The following is a 19,590-nucleotide window of genomic DNA, read 5'->3' as shown; positions in this document are numbered from 1 at the left end:
AAGCGGAATGCGCCTTGGAGGTGCCTCAGGCCGTCGCTCCCCATCTGATCTTCAGATCGAGCACGACGGGTTCCCGTTCGGCATCTTCCATTTGATTGCGCTCGATCAGGGACCATCCACCGTGAGGGCGGCAGGCTTGGTGGTTTCGCGGACGATCCGGCTCAGTAATCCACGATCCGGTCGTCGGCCGGGTCGGCCCAGCGCGTGTTCGGCACGGTCGAGAACCAGCCGGGGCGGGCGGGGTCGCGGTCATAGGCGTAGCCGCCCAGCGACTTGTAGAGATCAGAATACCGGCCGAGCTTGTCGCGGTCGAGCGTGACGCCGAGGCCGGGGGCGGTGGGCACGGCGATCTTGCCGTCGACATAGCGCATCGGGCCGCCGACGATCACGTCGTCGACGAGCTGGTGATAGTGCGCATCGCCCGTGAAGACGAGGTTCGGCAGCACCGCGCCGAGATGCAGCATGGTGGCGAGCTGGATGCCGAGCTCGCCGGAGGAGTGCACGGCGATGCCGAGCTGGAAGGTCTCGCAGACGGCGGCCGCCTTGACGCAGGGCCGGATGCCGCCCCAGAAGGTCGTGTCGAGCAGGATGACGTCGCAGGCCGGCGCCAGGACATTGGTGGCAAGCTGCTCGAAATTGACGACGATCGTGTTGGTGGCGAGCGGCATATGCGTGTTCTCGCGCACGCGGCGCATGCCGTTGAGGCCCCAGGTCGGGTCCTCGTAATAGTCGTTGTTGAGGTCCTCGATGCCCTTGGCGAAGCGGATCGCCTCCTCCACGGTGAAGGCGGCATTGGGGTCGTAGCGCACGCTGTCGGTGCCGACGGCCTTGGCCAGCGCCCGGTAGACCTCCAGCTCGTAATCCGGCGGAAAGACGCCGCTCTTCAGCTTGTGGGCGGTGAAGCCGTGCGACTTCTTGAGGTTGAGCGCCTGATCGATGAGCTGGTCGGCAGTGCGGATCTCGCCCGCGCCTGTCTCCTTGTTCGGCAGGCGGAAGAACAGGTAGCTGGCAAAGCCCACCGCATCGCGCATCTTGCCGCCGAGAAGATCATAGACCGGCACGCCGAGGAACTTGCCCATGATGTCGAGGCAGGCGAACTCGATGGCCGCATGCATCTGCGTGCGGTTGTTGTAGAGGCTGGCGGTCGGATTGCAGATCTTGAAGCGGAGCTGCTCCAGTTCGAACGGATCGTGGCCGACGAGATAGGGCTTCAGCGCCCGGAAGGCGGCCTCGGCGCTTTCGCCGCCGCCGCCCATCTCGCCGAGCCCGACGAGGCCGACATCGGTCTCGACCTCCACGATGGTGCGCACGAAGCGTCCCCAATGGGCGCCGTTGGAATGGCGCAGCGGCGCCTCGAGCGGCACCGTCACGGTGGTGGCGCGGATGTCGGTGATGACGGGCCGTTTCATGGCGGGTCTCCGGTTCTCGTTCATTCGGGCAGGACGATGCCGAGCTTGGCCATCGTGCCGCCATCGATCTTGATGTCCGCGCCCGTGATGAAGCGGGCCTTGTCGCTGGCGAGGAAGGCGACGAGATCGGCGATCTCGGAGGGCTTTCCCACCCGGCCGACCGGATGGCCCTTGCCCCACAGCGCGATCGTCTCGTCCTGGCTGTGCTCGCCCTTCCACAGGTCCGCCGCCCAGCGCAGCATGGGCGTGTCGACGGAGGCGGGGCAGACGGCGTTGACCGTGATGTTGTCCGCCGCATGGTCGAGCGCCATCGCGCGCACCAGGGCGTTGATCGCGCCCTTGCTGGCCGTATAGGCCGCGACGCCCGCCTGCGAGGCGTAGGCCTGCACGGAGGAGATGGCGACGATCGCCCCGCCGCCGCGCTTGCGCATTTCAGGGATGGCGAAGCGGGAGGCGAGGTAGATGCCCTTCAGGTTGATGTCGAAGACATCGTCCCAGACATCTTCCGGCGTGTCGACGACCGTGCCGTAGCGCTGGATGCCGGCGCAGCAGGCGAGCACGTCGAGGCCGCCATGGCGCGCCACGGCCGCGGCGGCGGCGCGCTCCATGTCGTCCGCCCGGCGCACGTCGCCGACGAAGCCGGAGGCATTCGGCCCGATTGCCGCGACGGCCTCGTCCACCGATGCGGCATCGTTCGCGACGACGAGGACCCTGCCGCCGGCACCGGCGAACCGTTCCGCGCAGGCCCGGCCCATGCCGAGGCTGCCGCCGGTCACGATGATGCTCCTGCCGGAAAATTCATCCGCGCTCATGATCGTTCTCCTCCACATCCTTCCTAGCTAACATTCTACCATACCAGATTGTCAACCGGCATTTCTCAGAAGTGTCAGCCGGCGAATTTCGGTTCGGGAATACCGGTGCCGGCCCCGTCGATCGCAACGAGGCTGCCTTCCGCCGGATTTGCGGCAAGGTGCTCGGCCGTCATCGTGAAGCGGGCGGAGGTGACGTAGAGGGTGGAAAGGTCCGGGCCGCCGAAGGTGCAGCTCGTCGGCCAGGTGACGGGCAGTTCCGCCAGCGCCAGCAGCGCGCCATCGGCGGTAAAGCGCGCGACTGAGGCGCCGCCGACCACCCGGCAGTTCCACAGCGTGTCCTCGGCATCCATGCAGGAGCCGTCCGGCAGGCCGCGCTCGAAACCGCTGACGATGGTGCGCCGGTTGCTGATCGTCCTTGCGACGGGGTCGTAGGCGAAGGCGTAGATTTCGTTTTCCGGCGTATCGGCGAAGAGGAAGCGGCCGTCGTGCGTCCAGCCCATCGTGTTGGTGATGCCGTATTCGCGTGGCGTGAGCTGCGTGACGGTGCCGGTGGGGTCGATCCGGTAGATGGCGCCGGACTTGCGGTCCATCGCCCGGGGCGAGCCGTCCGGGTTGAGATTGTTCTGCATGGTGGCGACCCAGAAGGAGCCGTCGGGTGCGACGCGGCCTTCGTTCAGCCGGTTGTCGGCAAGGTCCGGCTCGGGCACGGCGAAGGTCTCGAAGGCCTCGCCCGGCCGCCAGAAGGCGACCTCGCGGCGCAGCCCGACGATGAAGCCGCCGGAGGCGCGAAGGCCGATCGACGTCGGGAAGTCCGGCGCCGGCCAGGTGGCATGCTCGCCGCTGCGCGGCACGTGGCGGTGGATGCGCTTGCCGCCGATATCCACCCAGTAGAGCGCCTGTTCCTCGCCGGACCAGATGATGCTTTCGCCGACGATGTCGCCCGCGGCGTATTCGATCCTTGCCTTCACGCGCAGCCCTCCCGCATCTGCCAAATTCACGTTGACAATAGCTGAGAGTGAATCTAATTCAAGGTCACTAGGTACCTATATGATAGGTAGGAGGCGACGGGATGGAATCGAAGTCGGAACCGGATGCGGCCGGCGGGCAGAGGGGTGGCGAAGGTCTGCTTGGCGGCGTCATGGATGCCGTCCGGATCCACATCCGCGAAAACGGCCTGCAGGTCGGCGACTGGCTGCCGAGCGAGGGCGCCTTTGCGGAAAAGCTCGGCGTTTCCCGCGGCATCGTGCGCGAGGCCTATCGTTCGCTGTCCGCGCTGACGCTGATCGATATCGGCAACGGTCGTCGCCCGCGGGTGGCCGCGCCGAGGGCCGACGTGCTGGCGCTGGTCACCGACCACGCCGTGCACACCGACCAGGTGACGATCCAGCAGATTTTCGATGTTCGCCGCACGGTCGAGCGCCGGACGGTCGTGCTCGCCGCGATGCGCCGCACGGACCGCGAGGCCGCCGCGATCGTCGCGCTGGCCGAGGCGATGCAGCGCGATTTCGACGCGCCGCAAAAGGTGATGGAGCACGACATCGCCTTCCACGAGGCGATCGGCGCGGCGTCGCGCAATCCGATGTTCTCGCTGATCGTCGGCTCGTTCCATGTGGTGACGCGCCAGACCTGGCCGATCGGCTGGGCAAGCCGCGCCAGCAACGAGACGCGGCAGGAAAGCATCGACGGTCACATGACCATCGCCCGGGCCATCGCCAATGGCGATCCGACGACGGGCGAGCAGGCGATGGTCGAGCATTTCGACCTGACGGTAAAGGCGCTGCTGGCGGCGGGAGTGTATTGAGCATGAAGATCACAGCCTTTGAAACCGTCCGCGCCCGCGACTTTCCCAACATCCTCTGGGTGCGCATCCACACCGACGAGGGCCTCGTCGGGCTCGGCGAGACCTTCTTCATGGCCGCGACGGTGGAAGCCTATATCCACGAGGTCGTTGCGCCGAAACTGCTCGGCCGCGATCCCCTGGAGATCGACCGCATCTCGAAGGACCTGACCGGCTATCTCGGCTTCCGTTCGACGGGGGCGGAGATGCGCGGCAATTCGGCCGTGGATATCGGCCTGTGGGACCTCTTCGGCAAGGCGACGAACCTGCCGATCGCCCAACTGCTCGGCGGCTTCTCGCGGCGCGAGATCCGTACCTACAACACCTGCGCCGGCAACACCTACATGCGCGAGGCGAAGGGCCAGCAGACCGGCAATTACGGCATCGGCGGCCCGCGGCGCGACCATGACGACCTCAACGGCTTCCTGGAGCGGGCGGACGAGCTTGCCGAGGACCTCCTGTCGGAGGGCATCACGGCCATGAAGATCTGGCCGTTCGACATCGCGGCGGAAAAGAGCGGCGGCCAGTACATTTCCGGCCCGGACCTGCGCAAGGCGCTCGAACCCTTCGAGAAGATCCGCAAGCGCGTCGGCGACCGCATGGACATCATGGTCGAGTTCCACTCCATGTGGCAGCTCACCCCGGCCATCCAGATCGCCCGGGCGCTCGAGCCCTACGCCACCTTCTGGCACGAGGACCCGATCAAGATGGATTCGCTCTCCAGCCTCAAGCGCTATGCGGCGGCGAGCCGCGCGCCGCTCTGCGCCTCGGAGACGCTCGCCACCCGCTGGGCCTTCCGCGACCTGATGGAGACGGATGCGGCCGGTGTCGTCATGCTCGACCTTTCCTGGTGCGGCGGAATCTCCGAGGCCAAGAAGATCGCCACCATGGCGGAGGCCTGGCACCTGCCAGTCGCCCCGCATGACTGCACCGGTCCCGTCGTGCTCGCCGCCTCGACGCACCTGTCGCTGAACGCGCCGAACGCGCTCGTGCAGGAAAGCGTGCGCGCCTATTACAAGACCTGGTACGCCGATCTGACGACGCAGCTGCCGACCGTGGCGAACGGCATGATCACCGTTCCCCCCGGGCCGGGCCACGGCGTCGATCTCGCGCCGGATCTCGACCGGAAATTCGATGTCTCGCGCCGGACTTCGGCGCTGGAATAATTGCGTCATGATGACCGCTTGACTTGTATGGTAGTATGCTAGTAGCCTGTAACGGGATGGAGGAGGCCGGAATGCAGAACATCAAACCGCAGCGCGTTCTTTCGGCCGCCGAAGCCGTCGGGCCGCAGGTCTACCGCATCCTGCGCGAGCAGATCATCCAGGCCGAGCTGACGCCGGGCGAGCGCATCTCCGAGGCCGAGATCGCCAAAAGCCTGTCGATCAGCCGCCAGCCGGTGCGCGAAGCCTTCATAAAGCTGTCGGAGGAGGGCCTTGTTCAGGTCCTGCCGCAGCGCGGCACCTATGTGACGCGGATTTCCACCGCCTCCGTGATGGACGTGCGCTTCGTGCGCGAGGCGATCGAGGCCGATATCGTGCGCCAGGTCGCCGGCGAGCACACGGCCGAGACCGTGCGGGCGCTGCGCGACCAGATCGCAAGGCAGAAGCAGGTGCCGCAGGACGACCGCGCCGCCTTCCTGCGGCTCGACGAACTCTTCCACCACACGCTCGCGGCGGCTGCCGGCCGCGCCTATGCCTGGAGCGTCATCGAAAGCGTCAAGGCGCAGATGGACCGCGTCCGCTTCCTCAGCGTCGACGACCTCCACATCGGCCGGCTGATCGACCAGCACGAACGCATCGTCGATGCGATCGCCGCCGGCGACGTCGGCAAGGCCGAGACGGCGTTGCGCACGCATCTGCGCGAGATCCTCAAATCGCTGCCCGAGATCGCCCGGGCGCGCACGGAATTCTTCGACGGCGTGGCATGACGCCGGGACGACAACGATTGATGTTCAACGGGAGGTACGCATCATGACGATCCGGAAATTTCTTGCAGGAACGGCCCTCGGGCTGGGGCTGATGGCCTCGGGCGCCAGCGCGGAAGGCCTCAATATCGCCTTCATCAGCCATTCGTCCGCCTCGAACACCTTCTGGCAATCGGTCAAGAAGGGCTATGACGATGCCTGCGGGAAGGTCGGGGCTTCGTGCCAGTTGATCCTCACGCAGACCGAAGGCTCGGTCGAGCAGGCCGTCGCCAATCTTCAGGCGGCCATCGCCTCCAGGCCGGATGCGATCTTCGTCGCGATCGTCGACAACAACGCCTATGACAATGTGATCAAGGAAGCCGTCGATTCGGGCATCCTCGTGCTCGCCGTCAACGTGGACGACAGCGACGGCACCAACGGCAATGCCCGCAAGGCCTTCATCGGCCAGGGCTTCACCGCGGCCGGCTATTCTCTCGCCAAGGCGCAGTCGGAGAATTTCCCCAAGGAAGGCCCGCTCAACCTGCTGGTCGGCGTCAATGCGCCGGGCCAGACCTGGTCCGAGCAGCGCGCCGGCGGCGTGATGAAGTTCCTGGAAGAATACAAGGCCGAGCATGCCGACCGCGAGATCACCATCACGCGCATCGATTCGGCCACCGATCTCGCGCTGACCGCCGATCGCATCGGCGCCTATCTCAACGCCAACCCGGACACCACGGCCTATTTCGACACCGGCTACTGGCATGCCGGCGTCGCCAAGGTGCTGAAGGACCGCGGCATCGAGCCCGGCAAGGTGCTGCTCGGCGGCTTCGACCTCGTGCCGGAGGTCCTGCAGCAGATGGAAGCAGGCTATGTGCAGGTGCAGGTCGACCAGCAGCCCTACATGCAGGGCTTCATGCCGGTCATGCAGGCCTATCTGTGGAAGACTGCCGGCCTGACGCCGTCGGACATCGACACGGGGCAGGGCATCGTCACGCCCAAGGACGTGCCGACGATCCTCGAAATGGCAAAGCAGGGCCTGCGCTGATCCGGCGCTCCTATGGGAAACCGGTGCCTTGCCGCTCGGGCGGGGCACCGAAGCACGAGTGGAGCCCATGAAGCGGTTTCTGAAAATCTATCTCGACAAGCCGGAGCTTGCGGGCCTTGCCCTGCTGATCGTCCTGCTTGCCGTCTTCCAGGTGAAGTCGAACGGCGTGCTTCTCTCCTTCGAGAACGTGCGCGGCGTCATGGGCCTCCTGCCGGAAATGGCGCTCGTCGCCATCGGCGTGACGATCCTGATGATCTGCGGCGAGTTCGACCTGTCGGTCGGTTCCGTCTTCGCGCTGATGCCGATGTCGATGGCGGTGATCCTCAATTCCGGCGTGCCTTTCACCGCCGCCGTGCTGCTCGGCCTTGCGATCTGCGCGGTGATCGGCTTCGTCAACGGCTATGTGACGCTGCAATTCTCGATCCCGAGCTTCATCACCACGCTCGGCATGCTGTTCATCGCCCGCTCGCTCACCATCGTCATATCCGGCGGCTTTCCGCCGCTGCTGCCCTCCGACCTGCCGACCTGGCTCTTCACGGACTATATCTGGCAGGGCGCGCTCTTCCGCATGTCCTTCGTCTGGTTCGTCGGCATCGCCGTTCTTGCCGCAGCGCTCCTGTCGCTCACCAATTTCGGCAACTGGATCCGCGCCACCGGCGGCTTCAACGAGGCGGCGGCCTCGATGGGCATACCCGTCAAGCGCGTGAAGATAATCTGCTTCATGCTCTGCTCGGTGCTCGCCGGCTTTGCAGGCCTGCTCCAGGTGCTGCGCCTCGGCTCGCCGCTGCCCTCGATCGGCGAGGGGCTGGAACTGCAGGCGGTCGCCGCCGCCGTCATCGGGGGCACGGCGCTTGCCGGCGGCATCGGCACGGTCTTCGGCGCCATCATCGGCACGCTGCTCATCCGCACCATCGACAACGGCCTCGTGCTGTCGCGCGTCGATGCCAACTGGTTCAAGTTCGCCATCGGCGTGCTCACCATGTTCGCGGTGATCGCCAATGCCTGGATGGGGAAGATGTCCCGCAAGATCAAGGTGGAGGCGCACAAGTGACGACACCGGTCATCGAATGCCGCAACCTGCAGAAATGGTACAGCGGCGTACACGCGCTGAAGAATGTCAACCTCACCATCCATCCCGGCGAGACCGTCGGCCTCGTCGGCGACAACGGCGCCGGCAAGTCGACGCTGATCAAGATCCTCTCCGGCGTGCATCACCAGGATTCCGGCGAGGTGCTGATCGAGGGCAGGAAGGTGGACCTGCGCAGCCCGAAGGATGCGATGCGCCACGGGCTGGAGACGATCTACCAGTACAATTCCATGGTCCCGACCATGTCGATCGCCCGCAATCTCTTCATCGGCCGCGAGCCGTTGAAATGGTCGGTCTTCGGCTTCGGCCTCATGGACCAGAAGCGCATGCGCGCCGAAAGCGTGCAGGCCATCGCGGATGTCGACCTGCACCTGCGCTCGCCGGATGCCTTGGTCGGCGAACTGTCCGGCGGCCAGCGGCAGGGCGTGGCGATTGCCCGCGCCATGCATTTCAAGTCGAAGGTGCTGATCCTCGACGAGCCGACCAACCATCTTTCCGTCAAGGAGACGGACAAGGTGATCGGCTTCGTGCGCGGCCTGAAGGCACAGGGCCTCACCGGCATCTTCATCTCGCACAACATGCAGCACGTCTTCCAGTCCTGCGACCGCATCGTCGCCATGGCGCGCGGCGAGATCGTCTTCGACAAGCCGACCGCCGCGACCTCGATCGACGAGGTCCACGCCCTTCTGTGAGGAGACCATGACAGAGCTTTCGGGAAAGACCGCCCTCATCACCGGCGCGCTCGGCACGCTCGGCCGTGCCCAGGCCGCGCGGCTCGCCCGGGCCGGCGCCAGCCTCCTGCTGCTCGACCGCCCGGCGGCCGAGGGCGGCACCGCCTTCGCGGCGGATATTGCCGAGGCACACGGCGTCAAGGCAGCCTATGTCGGCGAGGACCTGAACGACCTTGCCGCGGCGGAACGGCGGGCGGCGGCGCTTTCGCGCGAGCATGGCGGCATCGACATCCTCATCAACAATGCGGCGCTGATCATCAACAAGCCGTTCGAGGATTTTTCGCTGGAGGAATACGAGGACCAGGTCCGTGTCAATTCCTCCGCCGCCTTCGCGCTTGTCCGGGCGGTCGCGCCGGCGATGAAGGAAAAGCGCTACGGCAAGATCGTCAATTTCTGCTCGGTCACCCTGAACGGGCGCTGGGACGGTTATGTGCCCTATGTCGCCTCGAAGGGCGCGATGCTGGGCCTGACGAAATCGCTGGCGCGCGAACTCGGGCCGCATGGCGTGCGCGTCAACGCGGTGTCTCCGGGCGCGGTGGTGTCCGAGGCGGAGGCCCGCGTCTTCGCCGATCGCCTGCAGCAGTACAATGACTGGATCCTTGAAAACCAGTCGCTGAAGGCGCGCATCCAGCCGGCGGATGTCGCCGATCTCGTGCATTTCCTCGTCTCGCCGGCCTCCGACATGATTTCCGGCCAGAACATCGCGATCGACGGCGGCTGGTGATGGCGATCGAACTCGATAATGGGGCGGCGCGCATCCGCGTGCGGCCCGATCTCGGCGCCGGCCTGACATGCTTCGATGTCCGGCATGGCGGCGCCTGGCAGCCGGTCTTCCGCACGGTCGATCCCGCAACGGCCCATCCCTTCGCGCTGTCCAACATCCTTCTCGTGCCGTTTTCCGGCCGGGTCTCCGGCGGCGGCTTTGCCTTCGACGGCGCCTTTCACGCCCTGCCGCGCAACATGGAGACGGAGTCCTATCCGATCCACGGCAACGGCTTTTCCTCTGCATGGGCGGAGGCTTCCCGGAGCGACGGTTGCATCACGCTGACCCTGTCGTCGGACGGGCCGGGGCCGTTCCGCTACGAGGCGACGATGTGCTATCGCCTTGAAGGCGCGGGCCTCGTAATGGAACTGAGCCTTGTCAACCGCGCTAAAACACGGCTGCCCTACGGCGCCGGCTTCCACCCCTGGTTCGTGCGCGATGCGGATACGACGCTCGCCGCGCCGTCGAAGGGCGTCTGGCTGGAGCAGCCCGATCACCTTCCGAAGGCTTACGAGCCCATCGCCAGGCATCCTGATATGGATTTCAACGTGCCGCGGCCCCTGCCGCCGCGCTGGATCAACAACTGGTTCGACGGCTGGGATGGCAAGGCGCGTATCGACTGGCCGGCGCGCGGGCTGCGGGCCGAGGTCGAGGCAAGCGAGGCGCTGGATCAGTATGTGGTCTTCTCGCCTGCAGCCGATGCCGATTTCTTCTGCTTCGAGCCGGTGAGCCATCCCGTCGATGCCTTCAACCTGCCCGACCGGCCGGACGCCTACGGCCTGAAGGTGCTTTCTCCCGGCGAGACGCTGGACATCTGGACCCGTATCGCCGTTTCGCCGCACAAGGCGGCCTGACCTCGCAAGACATCCGACCTGCACACCCTGGCAGCCCATATGGTTGCCGGGGCTGATCGCGTGGCCACGGCGGGGGAAGCGTCCGTCAATGCAGCATCTGACGGGGTTTCCAAGGCTTGAAACGGCAATCCATATATGAAAGAATAATTCAAATAAGAATTTCAGTAGCGCAGCCTTCGGGAGCGCGGGAGGAGATGTGCATGCAGGATGAGACGGGACTTCTGGCCGGCCTGACCGTGGTCGATATGAGCCAGTTCCTCTCCGGTCCCTATTGTTCGTTGCGGCTTGCCGATCTCGGCGCCCGCGTCATCAAGATCGAGCGGCCGGATGGCGGCGATCTCTCCCGCCGGCTCTATCTCAGCGACACCGAGATCGGCGGCGATTCGACGCTCTTCCACGCCATCAACCGCGGCAAGGAAAGCCTCGGCATCGACCTGAAGAACCCCGACGACCTCGCTTTCCTGCGCAGGCTTCTCGGCAAGGCCGACGTGCTCATCCAGAATTTTCGCCCGGGTGTCATCGAACGCCTCGGGCTCGATCATGCGGCCGTCAGGGCGATCAACCCGGCGATCGTCTATGCCTCGATCAGCGGCTATGGCGAGGATGGCCCCTGGGTCATGCGGCCGGGGCAGGATCTCCTGGCGCAGGCACGCTCCGGCCTGATGTGGCTGAACGGCGACGAGACGCAGGGGCCGGTGCCCTTCGGCCTTGCGGTCGCCGACATGCTCGCCGGCGCCAATGCCTGCCAGGGCATTCTTGCCGCCCTCGTGCGCCGCGGCATGTCCGGCAAGGGCGCCCATATCCAGACGAGCCTGCTCGAAAGCCTCATCGATTTCCAGTTCGAGGTGCTGACCACCCATCTCAACGACGGCGGCCGCAAGCCGAAGCGCTCGGATTTCCGCAGCGCGCATGCCTATCTCTCCGCGCCCTACGGCGTCTATCCGGCAAAGGACGGCTACCTCGCGATCGCCATGACGCCGCTCGGCCGCCTGCAGGATCTGCTGCAGATCGAGGCGCTGGCGCCCTATCGCGACGACAGCAAGGCCTGGTTCACCGCGCGCGATGCGATCAAGCGGATCATCGCCGGCCGCATCGCGACCGAGACCGTCGAGCATTGGCTCTCCATCCTGGAGCCCGCCGACATCTGGTGCTCGAAGGTGCTGGAATGGCCGGAGCTTCTGGCCAGCGACGGTTTCCGCATCCTCGACATGCTGCAGACGGTAACGCGCGAGGATGCGGTTTCGATCGGCACGACCCGCTGCCCCGTGCGCGTGAACGGCCGGCGCCCTCTCGGCCATCGCGCCGCGCCGCGCGTTGGCGAGCACTCGGCAGCGATCCGCGCGGAGTTCGCGTGATGGGCGCGATCACGCTGAGGGGCATGACCTGGAGCCATCCGCGCGGCTACGACCCGATGGTGACCTGCGCGCAGGACTGGCGTGCCAGGACCGGCATCTCCATCGAATGGGACAAGCGCTCGCTGCAGGATTTCGAGAGCTTTCCGGTCGAGGACCTCGCCCGCCGCTACGACCTCATCGTCATCGATCATCCGCATGTCGGGCAGATCACGGCGGAAGGATGCCTCACGCCGCTGGACCTGCCCGGCCGCGAGGCGCCTTTCGCGGCTCTTGCGGACGGCAGCGTCGGCCTCTCGTTCCCGAGCTACAACTGGCAGGGCCGCCAATGGGCCTTCCCGATCGACGCGGCCACCCAGGTGCTCGCCTTCCGGCCGGATCGGCTGGACAGGGCACCGGGCACATGGGCGGAGGTGCTGGATCTGGCAAAGGCCGGCGAAATGCTGCTGCCGCTGCGCCCGCCGCATTCCCTGATGTGCCTCTTCACGCTCTGCGGCAATCTCGGCCGGCCCTGCGCGGTGGAACGGGATCAGCCCTTCGTCGATGCCGAAATCGGCGTGCAGGCGATCGAGATGATCCGGGAGCTTGCCGCGCTCGCCGACCCTGCCTGCACCGGCATGGATCCCATCGCCGTGCTGGACCGGATGGGCGAGGCGGGATCGCGCTACAGTCTCTCGCCGCTGATCTACGGTTATGTCAGCTACTCCCTCGCCGGCTTCCGGGCAAATCGCATCGCCTTTGCCGACATGCCGGTTGCCGGCGATGCGGGGCCGATCGGCTCAGCACTTGGCGGCACGGGCATCGCCGTCTCCGCCTTCTCGGCGCAGCGCGAGGCGGCCGTGGATTTCGCCTATTGGGTTGCGGCCGGGCCGCAGCAGGCGGGCCGCTACTGGCAGGCCGGCGGCCAGCCCGGCCATGCGGCAGGCTGGGAGGACGAGGCGGCCAATGCCGCGACGCTCGGCTTCTATCGCAACACGCGCCGGACGCTGGAGGGCGCCTGGCTGCGCCCCCGGCACGCCGGCTACATGCCCTTCCAGGAGGCCGCCTCGCAGCGCATCAACCAGGCCGTGACGGGCCGCGAGCCGGCGGCAAGGGCCATTGCGGACCTCAATGCGCTCTTCCTGAAAAGTTTTGCGGGGAACGGGTGAGCCTTGGCCGCGCCGGCGAATCATGCCTTCAGATGCGAAGCCTGTTGCTCCTCGGCATTGAAGCCGGCGCCTGCCATTTCCGAGAGCCTGCGCGTCGTCTCGCCCAGCAACTGGATGGTCGTCGAGATATCCGGCGCAACCGGCGTGTTGATCAGGGTGATATAGGGGATCGTCAGGGCGGCGATCGCCCGGCCGTCCGCGCCGAGCACGGGCGCCGAAAGGTTGATGACGCCCGCGGTCTGGGCGCTCGGCATCATTTCGTAGCCGCGCGAGCGGATGAGATCGAGCCGCGCCAGGAATTCCGGCGTGACGCGCATGTCCGTGCCGCCGTCGCCGACATGCTCGGCGATCATGCGCAGGCGCTCTTCCGGCGAGCGGAAGGCAAGCAGCGCGTGGCCGGATCCCGTGTCGAACAGGCCGATGCGCGAGCCGACGCGGATCGAGATGCCCCAGTAGCCGGGCGCCTCCTGCTGGGCGATGACGACGGGATTGCCGCGGTCGAAGACGACGAGCTGGTTGGCCTGGCGCGAGGCTTCGGCCAGCTCGCGCATCAGCGGCACGGCGAAGGAGACGAGCCGGCGCACCGGCGCGTGCAGTTGCGCAAGGCCGAAGAGTTTCAGGGTCAGCGAGAAGCGGTCGCCATCGATGCGGGTGACGTAGCCGCGTTTCACCAGCCGGTCGAGCATGCGGTAGAATTCGTTCGGACTGCGATCGAGCCGTTTGGCGATCTCCGCCTGGGTGAGCCCGCCATCGACGCCGGCGAGAAGCTCCAGGATGTCGAGGCCCTTGTCGAGCGCCGGCGCCCTGTAGCGATCGTTTTCCTCGTCCGACACCCGAATTCCTCCAGTGAATGAGTAAATTCATATACGCAGAAATAGGGCGTGACAATCCCGGGATGCCGATTTCCGCTTGACGATATGTAAATAGTAAGTTTGTATATGAATGAAGCTCTTATTGGTAAGGGCTGGCGAGAAGCCAATGGGAGGAGAAGATGACGAGATTTCTAGCCGGCGTGGCCGCCGGTGCCGTGATCTGCGCTTGGGCGGGCGCTGCGCTTGCCGCGGATCTGCCGGGAAAGTTCGAGGGGGTGACCGTCGATGCGAAGCTCATCGGCGGCCAGCAGTATGAAGCGCTCTATGCGCGCATCGCCGAATGGGAGAAGGCGACCGGCGCGAAGGTGAACGTTCTTTCCAAGAAGAACCATTTCGAGCTGGACAAGGAGATCAAGTCGGACATCGCGACCGGCAACATCACCTGGTGCGTCGGCTCGAACCATTCGTCCTTCGCCCCGCAATACCCCGACATCTACACCGATCTTTCGGCGCTTCTGCCGAAGGAGGAGATCGGCGCCTTCGTGCCGGCCAACATCGCGTCCTCGACGCTCGACGGCAAGCTGGTGATGCTGCCGCGCGCGCAGTTCGACGTTTCCGCGCTCTACTACCAGAAGAGCCTTTATGAGGACGACGCGAAGAAGGCGGCGTTCAAGGAGAAATACGGCTACGACCTCGCCCCGCCGGACACCTGGCAGCAGGTTGCCGACCAGGCGGTCTTCTTCGCCAATCCGCCGGATTTCTACGGCACGCAATATGCCGGCAAGGAGGAGGCGATCAACGGCCGCTTCTATGAGATGCTGGTCGCCGAGGGCGGCGACTATCTCGACGCCGACGGCAAGCCGGCCTTCAACTCGGAAGCGGGCGTTCGCGCGCTCGACTGGTTCGTCAACCTCTACAAGGCGAAGGCCGTGCCGGTCGGCACGACCAACTATCTGTGGGACGACCTCGGCCAGGGCTTTGCCTCCGGCACCATCGCCGTCAACCTCGACTGGCCTGGCTGGGCGAGCTTCTTCAACGACCCGAAGTCGTCGAAGGTTGCCGGCAATGTCGGCGTGAAGGTGCAGCCGGCAGGCTCCTCCGGCAAGCGCACCGGCTGGTCCGGCCACCACGGTTTTTCCGTGACGGAAAGCTGCGCCAACAAGGAAGCCGCCGCCTCGCTCGTCTGGTTCCTCACCAACGAGGACAGCCAGAAGCTGGAATCGTCCGCCGGTCCGCTGCCGACGCGCACGGCCGTCTGGGATTACAATATCCAGCAGGCGGAGAGCGATGCCTATCGCAAGGAAGTCCTGATCGCCTTCCAGGAAGCGGCGAAGCACGCCTTCGCCGTGCCGCAGACGCCGGCCTGGATCGAGATCTCCAACGCCGTCTATCCGGAGCTGCAGGCCGCCATCCTCGGCGACAAGACCTCCAAGGAAGCGCTGGACGCGGCAGCCGAGAAGGCGACGCAGATCCTTGAGGATGCGGGCGCGCTCTGAGGCAAGCTTGCCCCTCACCCTAACCCTCTCCCCGCAAGCGGGGAGAGGGGACGTGCCCCACGAACGGGCATTGGTTGAGGAAACCGGCGCGGCATATCCCTTCGCCCCGCTTGCGGGGAGAAGGTGGCCGGCAGGCCGGATGAGGGGCTATGCCTTATCCGCAACCTCTCCTGCGTCATGGTCGGGCTTGACCCGACCATCCACCCTATGCCGGTGGGTGGGCTCGGCACCGCGCCCCAAGCAAACAAACCAGCGGCCGCCCCCAGCGGCCGCTTCTTGAAATACGGCGGCGTCCGGAAAGGGCGACCGACCAGAGCATATCCAAGAGGCATTCATGAAAGGCTGGAGGCCACCGGCGCCGTTTCTGCTCCTGCTGCCCGCCATCGTGGTGCTCGCGGCCGTCGTCATCATTCCGCTCATCCTGTCGCTCTATTCGAGCTTCACGCCCTTCCGGCTGACGCAGCCCGCCTCGCTCTATACCTTCGTCGGCTTCCGCAATTATGCGCGCATCCTGACGGATCTCGAATTCTGGACGGCGTTCGGCCGCACCGTGCTCTTGCTCACCGTCGCGCTGAATGTCGAAATGCTGCTCGGCCTCGGCCTTGCCATGCTGGTGGAGAAGGCGACGAGCGGACAGCGGCTGCTGAGAACCATCATGATGTTCCCAATGATGTTCTCGCCGATCCTCGTCGGCTTCCAGTTCAAGTTCATGTTCAACGACAATATCGGCCTCGTGAACAACGCCCTGCAATCGCTCGGCCTGACGGACCAGGCGATCCCCTGGCTGATCGACGGCACGCTCGCCTTCACCGCGATCCTCGTCGCCGAAATCTGGTCGTCCACCTCGGTCTTCGCCATCCTCATCCTCGCGGGTCTTCTCGCCATGCCGAAGGAGCCGATCGAGGCGGCACGCGTCGACGGCTGCACGCCCTGGCAGACGTTCCGCTACGTCACCTGGCCGTTCATCATGCCATTTGCCTATATCGCCATGACCATCCGCTCGCTCGATGTCGCGCGCGCCTATGACATCGTGAAGATCATGACGGACGGCGGGCCAGCCAAGCGCACCGAGCTGCTGTGGACGCTCGTCTCGCGCACCGCCTATGCCGATGCCCGCATGGGTCTCGCCAATGCCATGGCCTATGTCGCGATCCTGCTTTCCATCCTCTTCACCGTCTATTTCTTCCGCAAGCTTGCGGCGGCGCGGACCCAGATCGCGGCCGAATGGTAAGGGGGGAGTGGTAAAGATGAACGAGAACACGAAAGCCCGTCTCAACGGCCTTCTCCTCTCCGCCGCGCACAAGATCGGCCTTTTCCTGGCGATGACCGTCATCTGCCTGCCGGGCCTGTGGATCGTGCTCGCCTCCTTCCGCCCGACGGTCGAGATCATGGCGAAGCCGCCGGTCTGGATCCCCGAGGACCTGTCCTTCGATGCCTATGTCGCGATGTTCTCCGGCGTTGGGCAGGGCGGCATTCCGGTCATCGAATATTTCCGCAATTCGCTGATCATCTCCGTCACCTCGACGGCGATCGCGCTCGCCATCGGCATGGCCGGCGGTTATGCCTTCGCGCGCTTCCGCTTCAAGGCGAAATCCTCGATCTTCCTCGGCCTGATGCTGACGCGCACCGTGCCGGGCATCGCGCTCTCGCTGCCGCTGTTCTTCGTCTATTCGAAGCTCGGCATCATCGACACGCATTTCGGGCTGATCATGGCCTATGTGGCGCTCAACGTGCCCTTCACCATCTGGCTGATCGACGGCTTCTTCCGCCAGGTGCCGAAGGATCTCGCCGAGGCCGCGCAGATCGACGGCTGCACGCGCTGGCAGGCCTTCTGGCAGGTGGAGTTTCCGCTCGCCGGCCCGGGCATAGCCTCCGCCGGCATCTTCGCCTTCCTCACCTCGTGGAACGAGTTCGCGCTCGCCTCGCAGCTCACCCGTTCCGTCAATTCCAAGACCCTGCCCGTCGGCCTGCTGGACTATACGGCGGAGTTCACCATCGACTGGCGCGGCATGTGCGCGCTGGCGGTGATCATGATCATTCCCGCCCTCGTGCTGACCTTCATCGTGCAGAAGCATCTGGTGTCCGGCCTCACCTCCGGCGCAGTCAAAGGATAATCCATGGCAACCGTTTCCCTCGAAAAGCTGGTCAAGCGCTACGGCGCGGTCGAAGTGGTCCATGGCATCGATCTCGACGTCGCAGACCGCGAGTTCATCGCCCTCGTCGGCCCCTCCGGCTGCGGCAAGTCGACAACGCTGCGCATGATCGCCGGGCTGGAGCCGATCTCCGGCGGCAATCTCAGGATCGGCGGCAAGATCGTCAACGACCTGCCGCCGCGCGCGCGAAATCTCGCCATGGTCTTCCAGTCCTACGCGCTCTATCCGCACATGACCGTGCGCGAGAATATGGGCTTCTCGCTGAAGATCGCCGGCCAGAAGCCGGAGGAGATCGCCCCGCGCGTCGAAGAGGCGGCAAAAACGCTCGACCTCACGCATCTCCTCGACCGCCGACCCTCGCAACTGTCAGGCGGCCAGCGCCAGCGCGTCGCCATGGGCCGTGCCATCGTGCGCCAGCCGGAAGTCTTCCTCTTCGACGAGCCGCTGTCGAACCTCGATGCGAAGCTGAGGACCCAGATGCGCGTCGAGATCAAGAAGCTGCACGCCAAGGTGCAATCGACGGTGATCTACGTCACGCACGACCAGGTGGAGGCGATGACGCTCGCCGACCGCATCGTCATCATGCGCGACGGTCATATCGAGCAGGTCGGCACGCCGGAGGATGTGTTCCAGCGGCCGAACTCGAAATTCGTCGCCGGCTTCATCGGTTCGCCGCCGATGAACCTCAAGGACGCCGAGATCGCCGATGGCCATGTGGTCTTTTCCAATGGCGACCGCCTGCCACTGCCGTCCCGCTTCCGCGACCGGGTGACGGCCGGCCAGAAGGTGACTTTCGGCCTGCGCCCGGACGATCTCTATCCCGCCGGCCACGGCATCCATTCCGGCGAGGATGCCGATGTATACAGGCACGACCTTCGCGTCATCCTCACCGAGCCGCTCGGCAACGAAACCCTCGTCTTCTCCGATTTCGGCGGCGCGGAATGGGTCGGCCGCATGCTGAACCCAAGGCGACTTGCGCCCGGCGAAGCGCTGCCCTTCTGCTTCGATCTCTCCCAGGCTCACCTCTTCGACGGTGAGACCGGCAAGACGCTCAGGGGCTGACATGGCGAGGATCGAACGCATCGAGCTGAAAATGGTCGACCTTCGCCCGAAGGTCGAGCGCACGGACGCCATCCAGAGCTTCGTTTCCCAGGAAACGCCGCTCGTCACCATCACCGACAGCGACGGGGCGGTCGGCACCGGCTACAGCTACACGATCGGCACCGGCGGCTCCTCCGTCATGCGGCTTCTGGCCGATCATCTCGCGCCGCGCCTCCTCGGCCGCGACGCCGACCGGATCGAGGCGATCTGGCACGAGCTGGAATTCGCGACCCACGCGACGACCATCGGTGCGATCACCTCGATCGCGCTCGCCGCCATCGATACCGCGCTCTGGGATTTGCGCGCGCGAAAACAGAACCTGCCGCTCTGGAAGCTCGCCGGCGGCGCGAAGGACCGCTGCCCGCTCTACACGACCGAGGGCGGCTGGCTGCACATTCCGGTGGAGGCGCTCGTCGAGGATGCGCTGGACGCCAAGGCGAAGGGTTTTTCCGGCTCCAAGGTGAAGATCGGCAAGTCGCACGGGTCCGAGGATCTTGCGCGCCTTTCCGCTGTGCGCAAGGCGGTCGGCGACGGCTACGAGATCATGACGGACGCCAACCAGGGTTTTTCAGTCGACGAGGCGATCCGCCGCGCCGAGCGCCTGCGCGACCTCGACCTCGGCTGGATCGAGGAACCGTTGCCGGCGGACGACATCGACGGCCATGTCCGCCTCAACCGCGCGACGGCGACGCCCATCGCCGTCGGCGAATCGCTCTATTCGATCCGCCATTTCCGCGAATACATGCAGAAAGGCGCGTGCTCCATCGTGCAGGTCGATGCCGGCCGCATCGGCGGCATCACGCCCTGGCTGAAGGTGGCGCATGCGGCGGAGGCCTTCGATATGCCGGTCTGCCCGCATTTCCTGATGGAACTGCATGTCAGCCTGACCTGCGCGGTGCAGAACGGCAAATATGTCGAATACATTCCGCAGCTCGACGACATCACCACCTCGCGCTTGACCATCGAGAACGGCATGGCGCTCGCGCCCACGACGCCCGGCCTCGGCATCGACTGGGACTGGGATGCGATCCGCGCCCGCTCCATTGCCGAATTCGAGCGCGAAATCCGGGAAAGGGTCTAGGAC

General features: G+C 65.6%; 19 protein-coding genes. 15 read left to right on the top strand and 4 right to left on the bottom strand.

Going from position 1 to position 19,590, the window contains the following annotated elements:
• Positions 1 to 161 precede the first annotated feature (161 nt).
• The 3 genes from EV665_RS22000 to EV665_RS21990 all read right to left on the bottom strand — a co-directional run bounded on the left by EV665_RS22000 (position 162) and on the right by EV665_RS21990 (position 3,189).
• Positions 162 to 1,409: an enolase C-terminal domain-like protein gene (locus EV665_RS22000; RefSeq protein ID WP_133035692.1), complete on the bottom strand. Its 1,248-nt coding sequence runs from the start codon at positions 1,407 to 1,409 to the stop codon at positions 162 to 164.
• Between the two features lie 20 nt (positions 1,410 to 1,429).
• A complete protein-coding gene (locus EV665_RS21995) occupies positions 1,430 to 2,221 on the bottom strand; it encodes an SDR family NAD(P)-dependent oxidoreductase (protein ID WP_133035691.1) in 792 nt (263 codons plus the stop codon).
• A gap of 74 nt (positions 2,222 to 2,295) precedes the next feature.
• The gene (locus EV665_RS21990; RefSeq protein WP_245507790.1) at positions 2,296 to 3,189 is read right to left on the bottom strand and encodes an SMP-30/gluconolactonase/LRE family protein; all 894 of its coding nucleotides are present in this window, start codon (positions 3,187 to 3,189) and stop codon (positions 2,296 to 2,298) included.
• Positions 3,190 to 3,290: 101 nt separating this feature from the next.
• Here EV665_RS21990 and EV665_RS21985 point away from each other — a divergent pair, with 101 nt between their 5' ends.
• From EV665_RS21985 to EV665_RS21940, 10 genes are all read left to right on the top strand, one after another.
• Positions 3,291 to 4,022: a FadR/GntR family transcriptional regulator gene (locus EV665_RS21985; RefSeq protein ID WP_162853127.1), complete on the top strand. Its 732-nt coding sequence runs from the start codon at positions 3,291 to 3,293 to the stop codon at positions 4,020 to 4,022.
• A 2-nt stretch (positions 4,023 to 4,024) separates the two neighbouring features.
• Positions 4,025 to 5,224 carry a mandelate racemase/muconate lactonizing enzyme family protein gene (locus EV665_RS21980; RefSeq protein WP_133035690.1) on the top strand — a complete coding sequence of 400 codons (1,200 nt, stop codon included), beginning with the start codon at positions 4,025 to 4,027 and terminating at the stop codon, positions 5,222 to 5,224.
• A gap of 71 nt (positions 5,225 to 5,295) precedes the next feature.
• Positions 5,296 to 5,988: a GntR family transcriptional regulator gene (locus EV665_RS21975; protein WP_064333116.1), complete on the top strand. Its 693-nt coding sequence runs from the start codon at positions 5,296 to 5,298 to the stop codon at positions 5,986 to 5,988.
• A 43-nt stretch (positions 5,989 to 6,031) separates the two neighbouring features.
• Positions 6,032 to 7,009, top strand: a complete 978-nt coding sequence (locus tag EV665_RS21970; RefSeq protein ID WP_133035689.1) for a sugar ABC transporter substrate-binding protein — start codon at positions 6,032 to 6,034, stop codon at positions 7,007 to 7,009.
• A 67-nt stretch (positions 7,010 to 7,076) separates the two neighbouring features.
• Positions 7,077 to 8,060, top strand: a complete 984-nt coding sequence (locus EV665_RS21965) for an ABC transporter permease (protein ID WP_133035688.1) — start codon at positions 7,077 to 7,079, stop codon at positions 8,058 to 8,060.
• A complete protein-coding gene (locus EV665_RS21960) occupies positions 8,057 to 8,788 on the top strand; it encodes an ATP-binding cassette domain-containing protein (RefSeq protein ID WP_064333119.1) in 732 nt (243 codons plus the stop codon). Before EV665_RS21965 ends, EV665_RS21960 begins: the two co-directional genes overlap by 4 nt.
• A 7-nt stretch (positions 8,789 to 8,795) precedes the next feature.
• Positions 8,796 to 9,551: an SDR family oxidoreductase gene (locus tag EV665_RS21955; RefSeq protein ID WP_133035687.1), complete on the top strand. Its 756-nt coding sequence runs from the start codon at positions 8,796 to 8,798 to the stop codon at positions 9,549 to 9,551.
• On the top strand, positions 9,548 to 10,444 hold the full coding sequence (locus EV665_RS21950) for an aldose epimerase family protein (protein ID WP_133035686.1): 897 nt from the start codon (positions 9,548 to 9,550) through the stop codon (positions 10,442 to 10,444). The genes EV665_RS21955 and EV665_RS21950 overlap by 4 nt, the downstream gene beginning before the upstream one ends.
• Before the next feature lie 200 nt (positions 10,445 to 10,644).
• Complete coding sequence (locus tag EV665_RS21945) at positions 10,645 to 11,799, top strand: CaiB/BaiF CoA transferase family protein (protein WP_133035685.1); 1,155 nt, start codon at positions 10,645 to 10,647, stop codon at positions 11,797 to 11,799.
• The gene (locus tag EV665_RS21940) at positions 11,799 to 12,944 is read left to right on the top strand and encodes an extracellular solute-binding protein (RefSeq protein WP_133035684.1); all 1,146 of its coding nucleotides are present in this window, start codon (positions 11,799 to 11,801) and stop codon (positions 12,942 to 12,944) included. The genes EV665_RS21945 and EV665_RS21940 overlap by 1 nt, the downstream gene beginning before the upstream one ends.
• 20 nt (positions 12,945 to 12,964) lie before the next feature.
• Here EV665_RS21940 and EV665_RS21935 read toward each other — a convergent pair whose 3' ends face one another.
• Positions 12,965 to 13,777, bottom strand: coding sequence for an IclR family transcriptional regulator (locus tag EV665_RS21935; protein ID WP_064333124.1), 813 nt, complete (start codon positions 13,775 to 13,777; stop codon positions 12,965 to 12,967).
• Between the two features lie 158 nt (positions 13,778 to 13,935).
• Here EV665_RS21935 and EV665_RS21930 point away from each other — a divergent pair, with 158 nt between their 5' ends.
• The 5 genes from EV665_RS21930 to EV665_RS21905 all read left to right on the top strand — a co-directional run bounded on the left by EV665_RS21930 (position 13,936) and on the right by EV665_RS21905 (position 19,587).
• Positions 13,936 to 15,252, top strand: coding sequence for an ABC transporter substrate-binding protein (locus EV665_RS21930; RefSeq protein ID WP_133035683.1), 1,317 nt, complete (start codon positions 13,936 to 13,938; stop codon positions 15,250 to 15,252).
• A gap of 334 nt (positions 15,253 to 15,586) precedes the next feature.
• Positions 15,587 to 16,483: a carbohydrate ABC transporter permease gene (locus tag EV665_RS21920; RefSeq protein WP_133035681.1), complete on the top strand. Its 897-nt coding sequence runs from the start codon at positions 15,587 to 15,589 to the stop codon at positions 16,481 to 16,483.
• Positions 16,484 to 16,499: 16 nt separating this feature from the next.
• On the top strand, positions 16,500 to 17,366 hold the full coding sequence (locus tag EV665_RS21915) for a carbohydrate ABC transporter permease (protein ID WP_064333127.1): 867 nt from the start codon (positions 16,500 to 16,502) through the stop codon (positions 17,364 to 17,366).
• A 3-nt stretch (positions 17,367 to 17,369) separates the two neighbouring features.
• Positions 17,370 to 18,467 carry an ABC transporter ATP-binding protein gene (locus EV665_RS21910; protein WP_133035680.1) on the top strand — a complete coding sequence of 366 codons (1,098 nt, stop codon included), beginning with the start codon at positions 17,370 to 17,372 and terminating at the stop codon, positions 18,465 to 18,467.
• Between the two features lies 1 nt (position 18,468).
• Entirely contained in the window at positions 18,469 to 19,587 is a 1,119-nt protein-coding gene (locus EV665_RS21905) for a mandelate racemase/muconate lactonizing enzyme family protein (protein WP_133035679.1), read from the top strand.
• The last annotated feature ends 3 nt before the right edge of the window (positions 19,588 to 19,590 follow it).

Source organism: Shinella granuli, assembly GCF_004341885.1.
Lineage (GTDB): Bacteria > Pseudomonadota > Alphaproteobacteria > Rhizobiales > Rhizobiaceae > Shinella > Shinella granuli.
Note: the sequence above shows the minus strand (reverse complement) of the source record. Positions and strands in the feature narration are given on the sequence as shown.

What these genes read in the sequence shown, in the direction of transcription:
- EV665_RS21910 (WP_133035680.1), top strand. Translation starts at nt 17,370, where the DNA reads ATGGCAACCGTTTCCCTCGAAAAGCTGGTCAAGCGCTACGGCGCGGTC.
- EV665_RS21965 (WP_133035688.1), top strand. Translation starts at nt 7,077, where the DNA reads ATGAAGCGGTTTCTGAAAATCTATCTCGACAAGCCGGAGCTTGCGGGC.
- EV665_RS21995 (WP_133035691.1), bottom strand. Translation starts at nt 2,221, where the DNA reads ATGAGCGCGGATGAATTTTCCGGCAGGAGCATCATCGTGACCGGCGGC.
- EV665_RS21955 (WP_133035687.1), top strand. Translation starts at nt 8,796, where the DNA reads ATGACAGAGCTTTCGGGAAAGACCGCCCTCATCACCGGCGCGCTCGGC.
- EV665_RS21980 (WP_133035690.1), top strand. Translation starts at nt 4,025, where the DNA reads ATGAAGATCACAGCCTTTGAAACCGTCCGCGCCCGCGACTTTCCCAAC.
- EV665_RS21930 (WP_133035683.1), top strand. Translation starts at nt 13,936, where the DNA reads ATGACGAGATTTCTAGCCGGCGTGGCCGCCGGTGCCGTGATCTGCGCT.
- EV665_RS21975 (WP_064333116.1), top strand. Translation starts at nt 5,296, where the DNA reads ATGCAGAACATCAAACCGCAGCGCGTTCTTTCGGCCGCCGAAGCCGTC.
- EV665_RS21945 (WP_133035685.1), top strand. Translation starts at nt 10,645, where the DNA reads ATGCAGGATGAGACGGGACTTCTGGCCGGCCTGACCGTGGTCGATATG.
- EV665_RS21905 (WP_133035679.1), top strand. Translation starts at nt 18,469, where the DNA reads ATGGCGAGGATCGAACGCATCGAGCTGAAAATGGTCGACCTTCGCCCG.
- EV665_RS21970 (WP_133035689.1), top strand. Translation starts at nt 6,032, where the DNA reads ATGACGATCCGGAAATTTCTTGCAGGAACGGCCCTCGGGCTGGGGCTG.
- EV665_RS22000 (WP_133035692.1), bottom strand. Translation starts at nt 1,409, where the DNA reads ATGAAACGGCCCGTCATCACCGACATCCGCGCCACCACCGTGACGGTG.
- EV665_RS21920 (WP_133035681.1), top strand. Translation starts at nt 15,587, where the DNA reads ATGAAAGGCTGGAGGCCACCGGCGCCGTTTCTGCTCCTGCTGCCCGCC.
- EV665_RS21915 (WP_064333127.1), top strand. Translation starts at nt 16,500, where the DNA reads ATGAACGAGAACACGAAAGCCCGTCTCAACGGCCTTCTCCTCTCCGCC.
- EV665_RS21985 (WP_162853127.1), top strand. Translation starts at nt 3,291, where the DNA reads ATGGAATCGAAGTCGGAACCGGATGCGGCCGGCGGGCAGAGGGGTGGC.
- EV665_RS21940 (WP_133035684.1), top strand. Translation starts at nt 11,799, where the DNA reads ATGGGCGCGATCACGCTGAGGGGCATGACCTGGAGCCATCCGCGCGGC.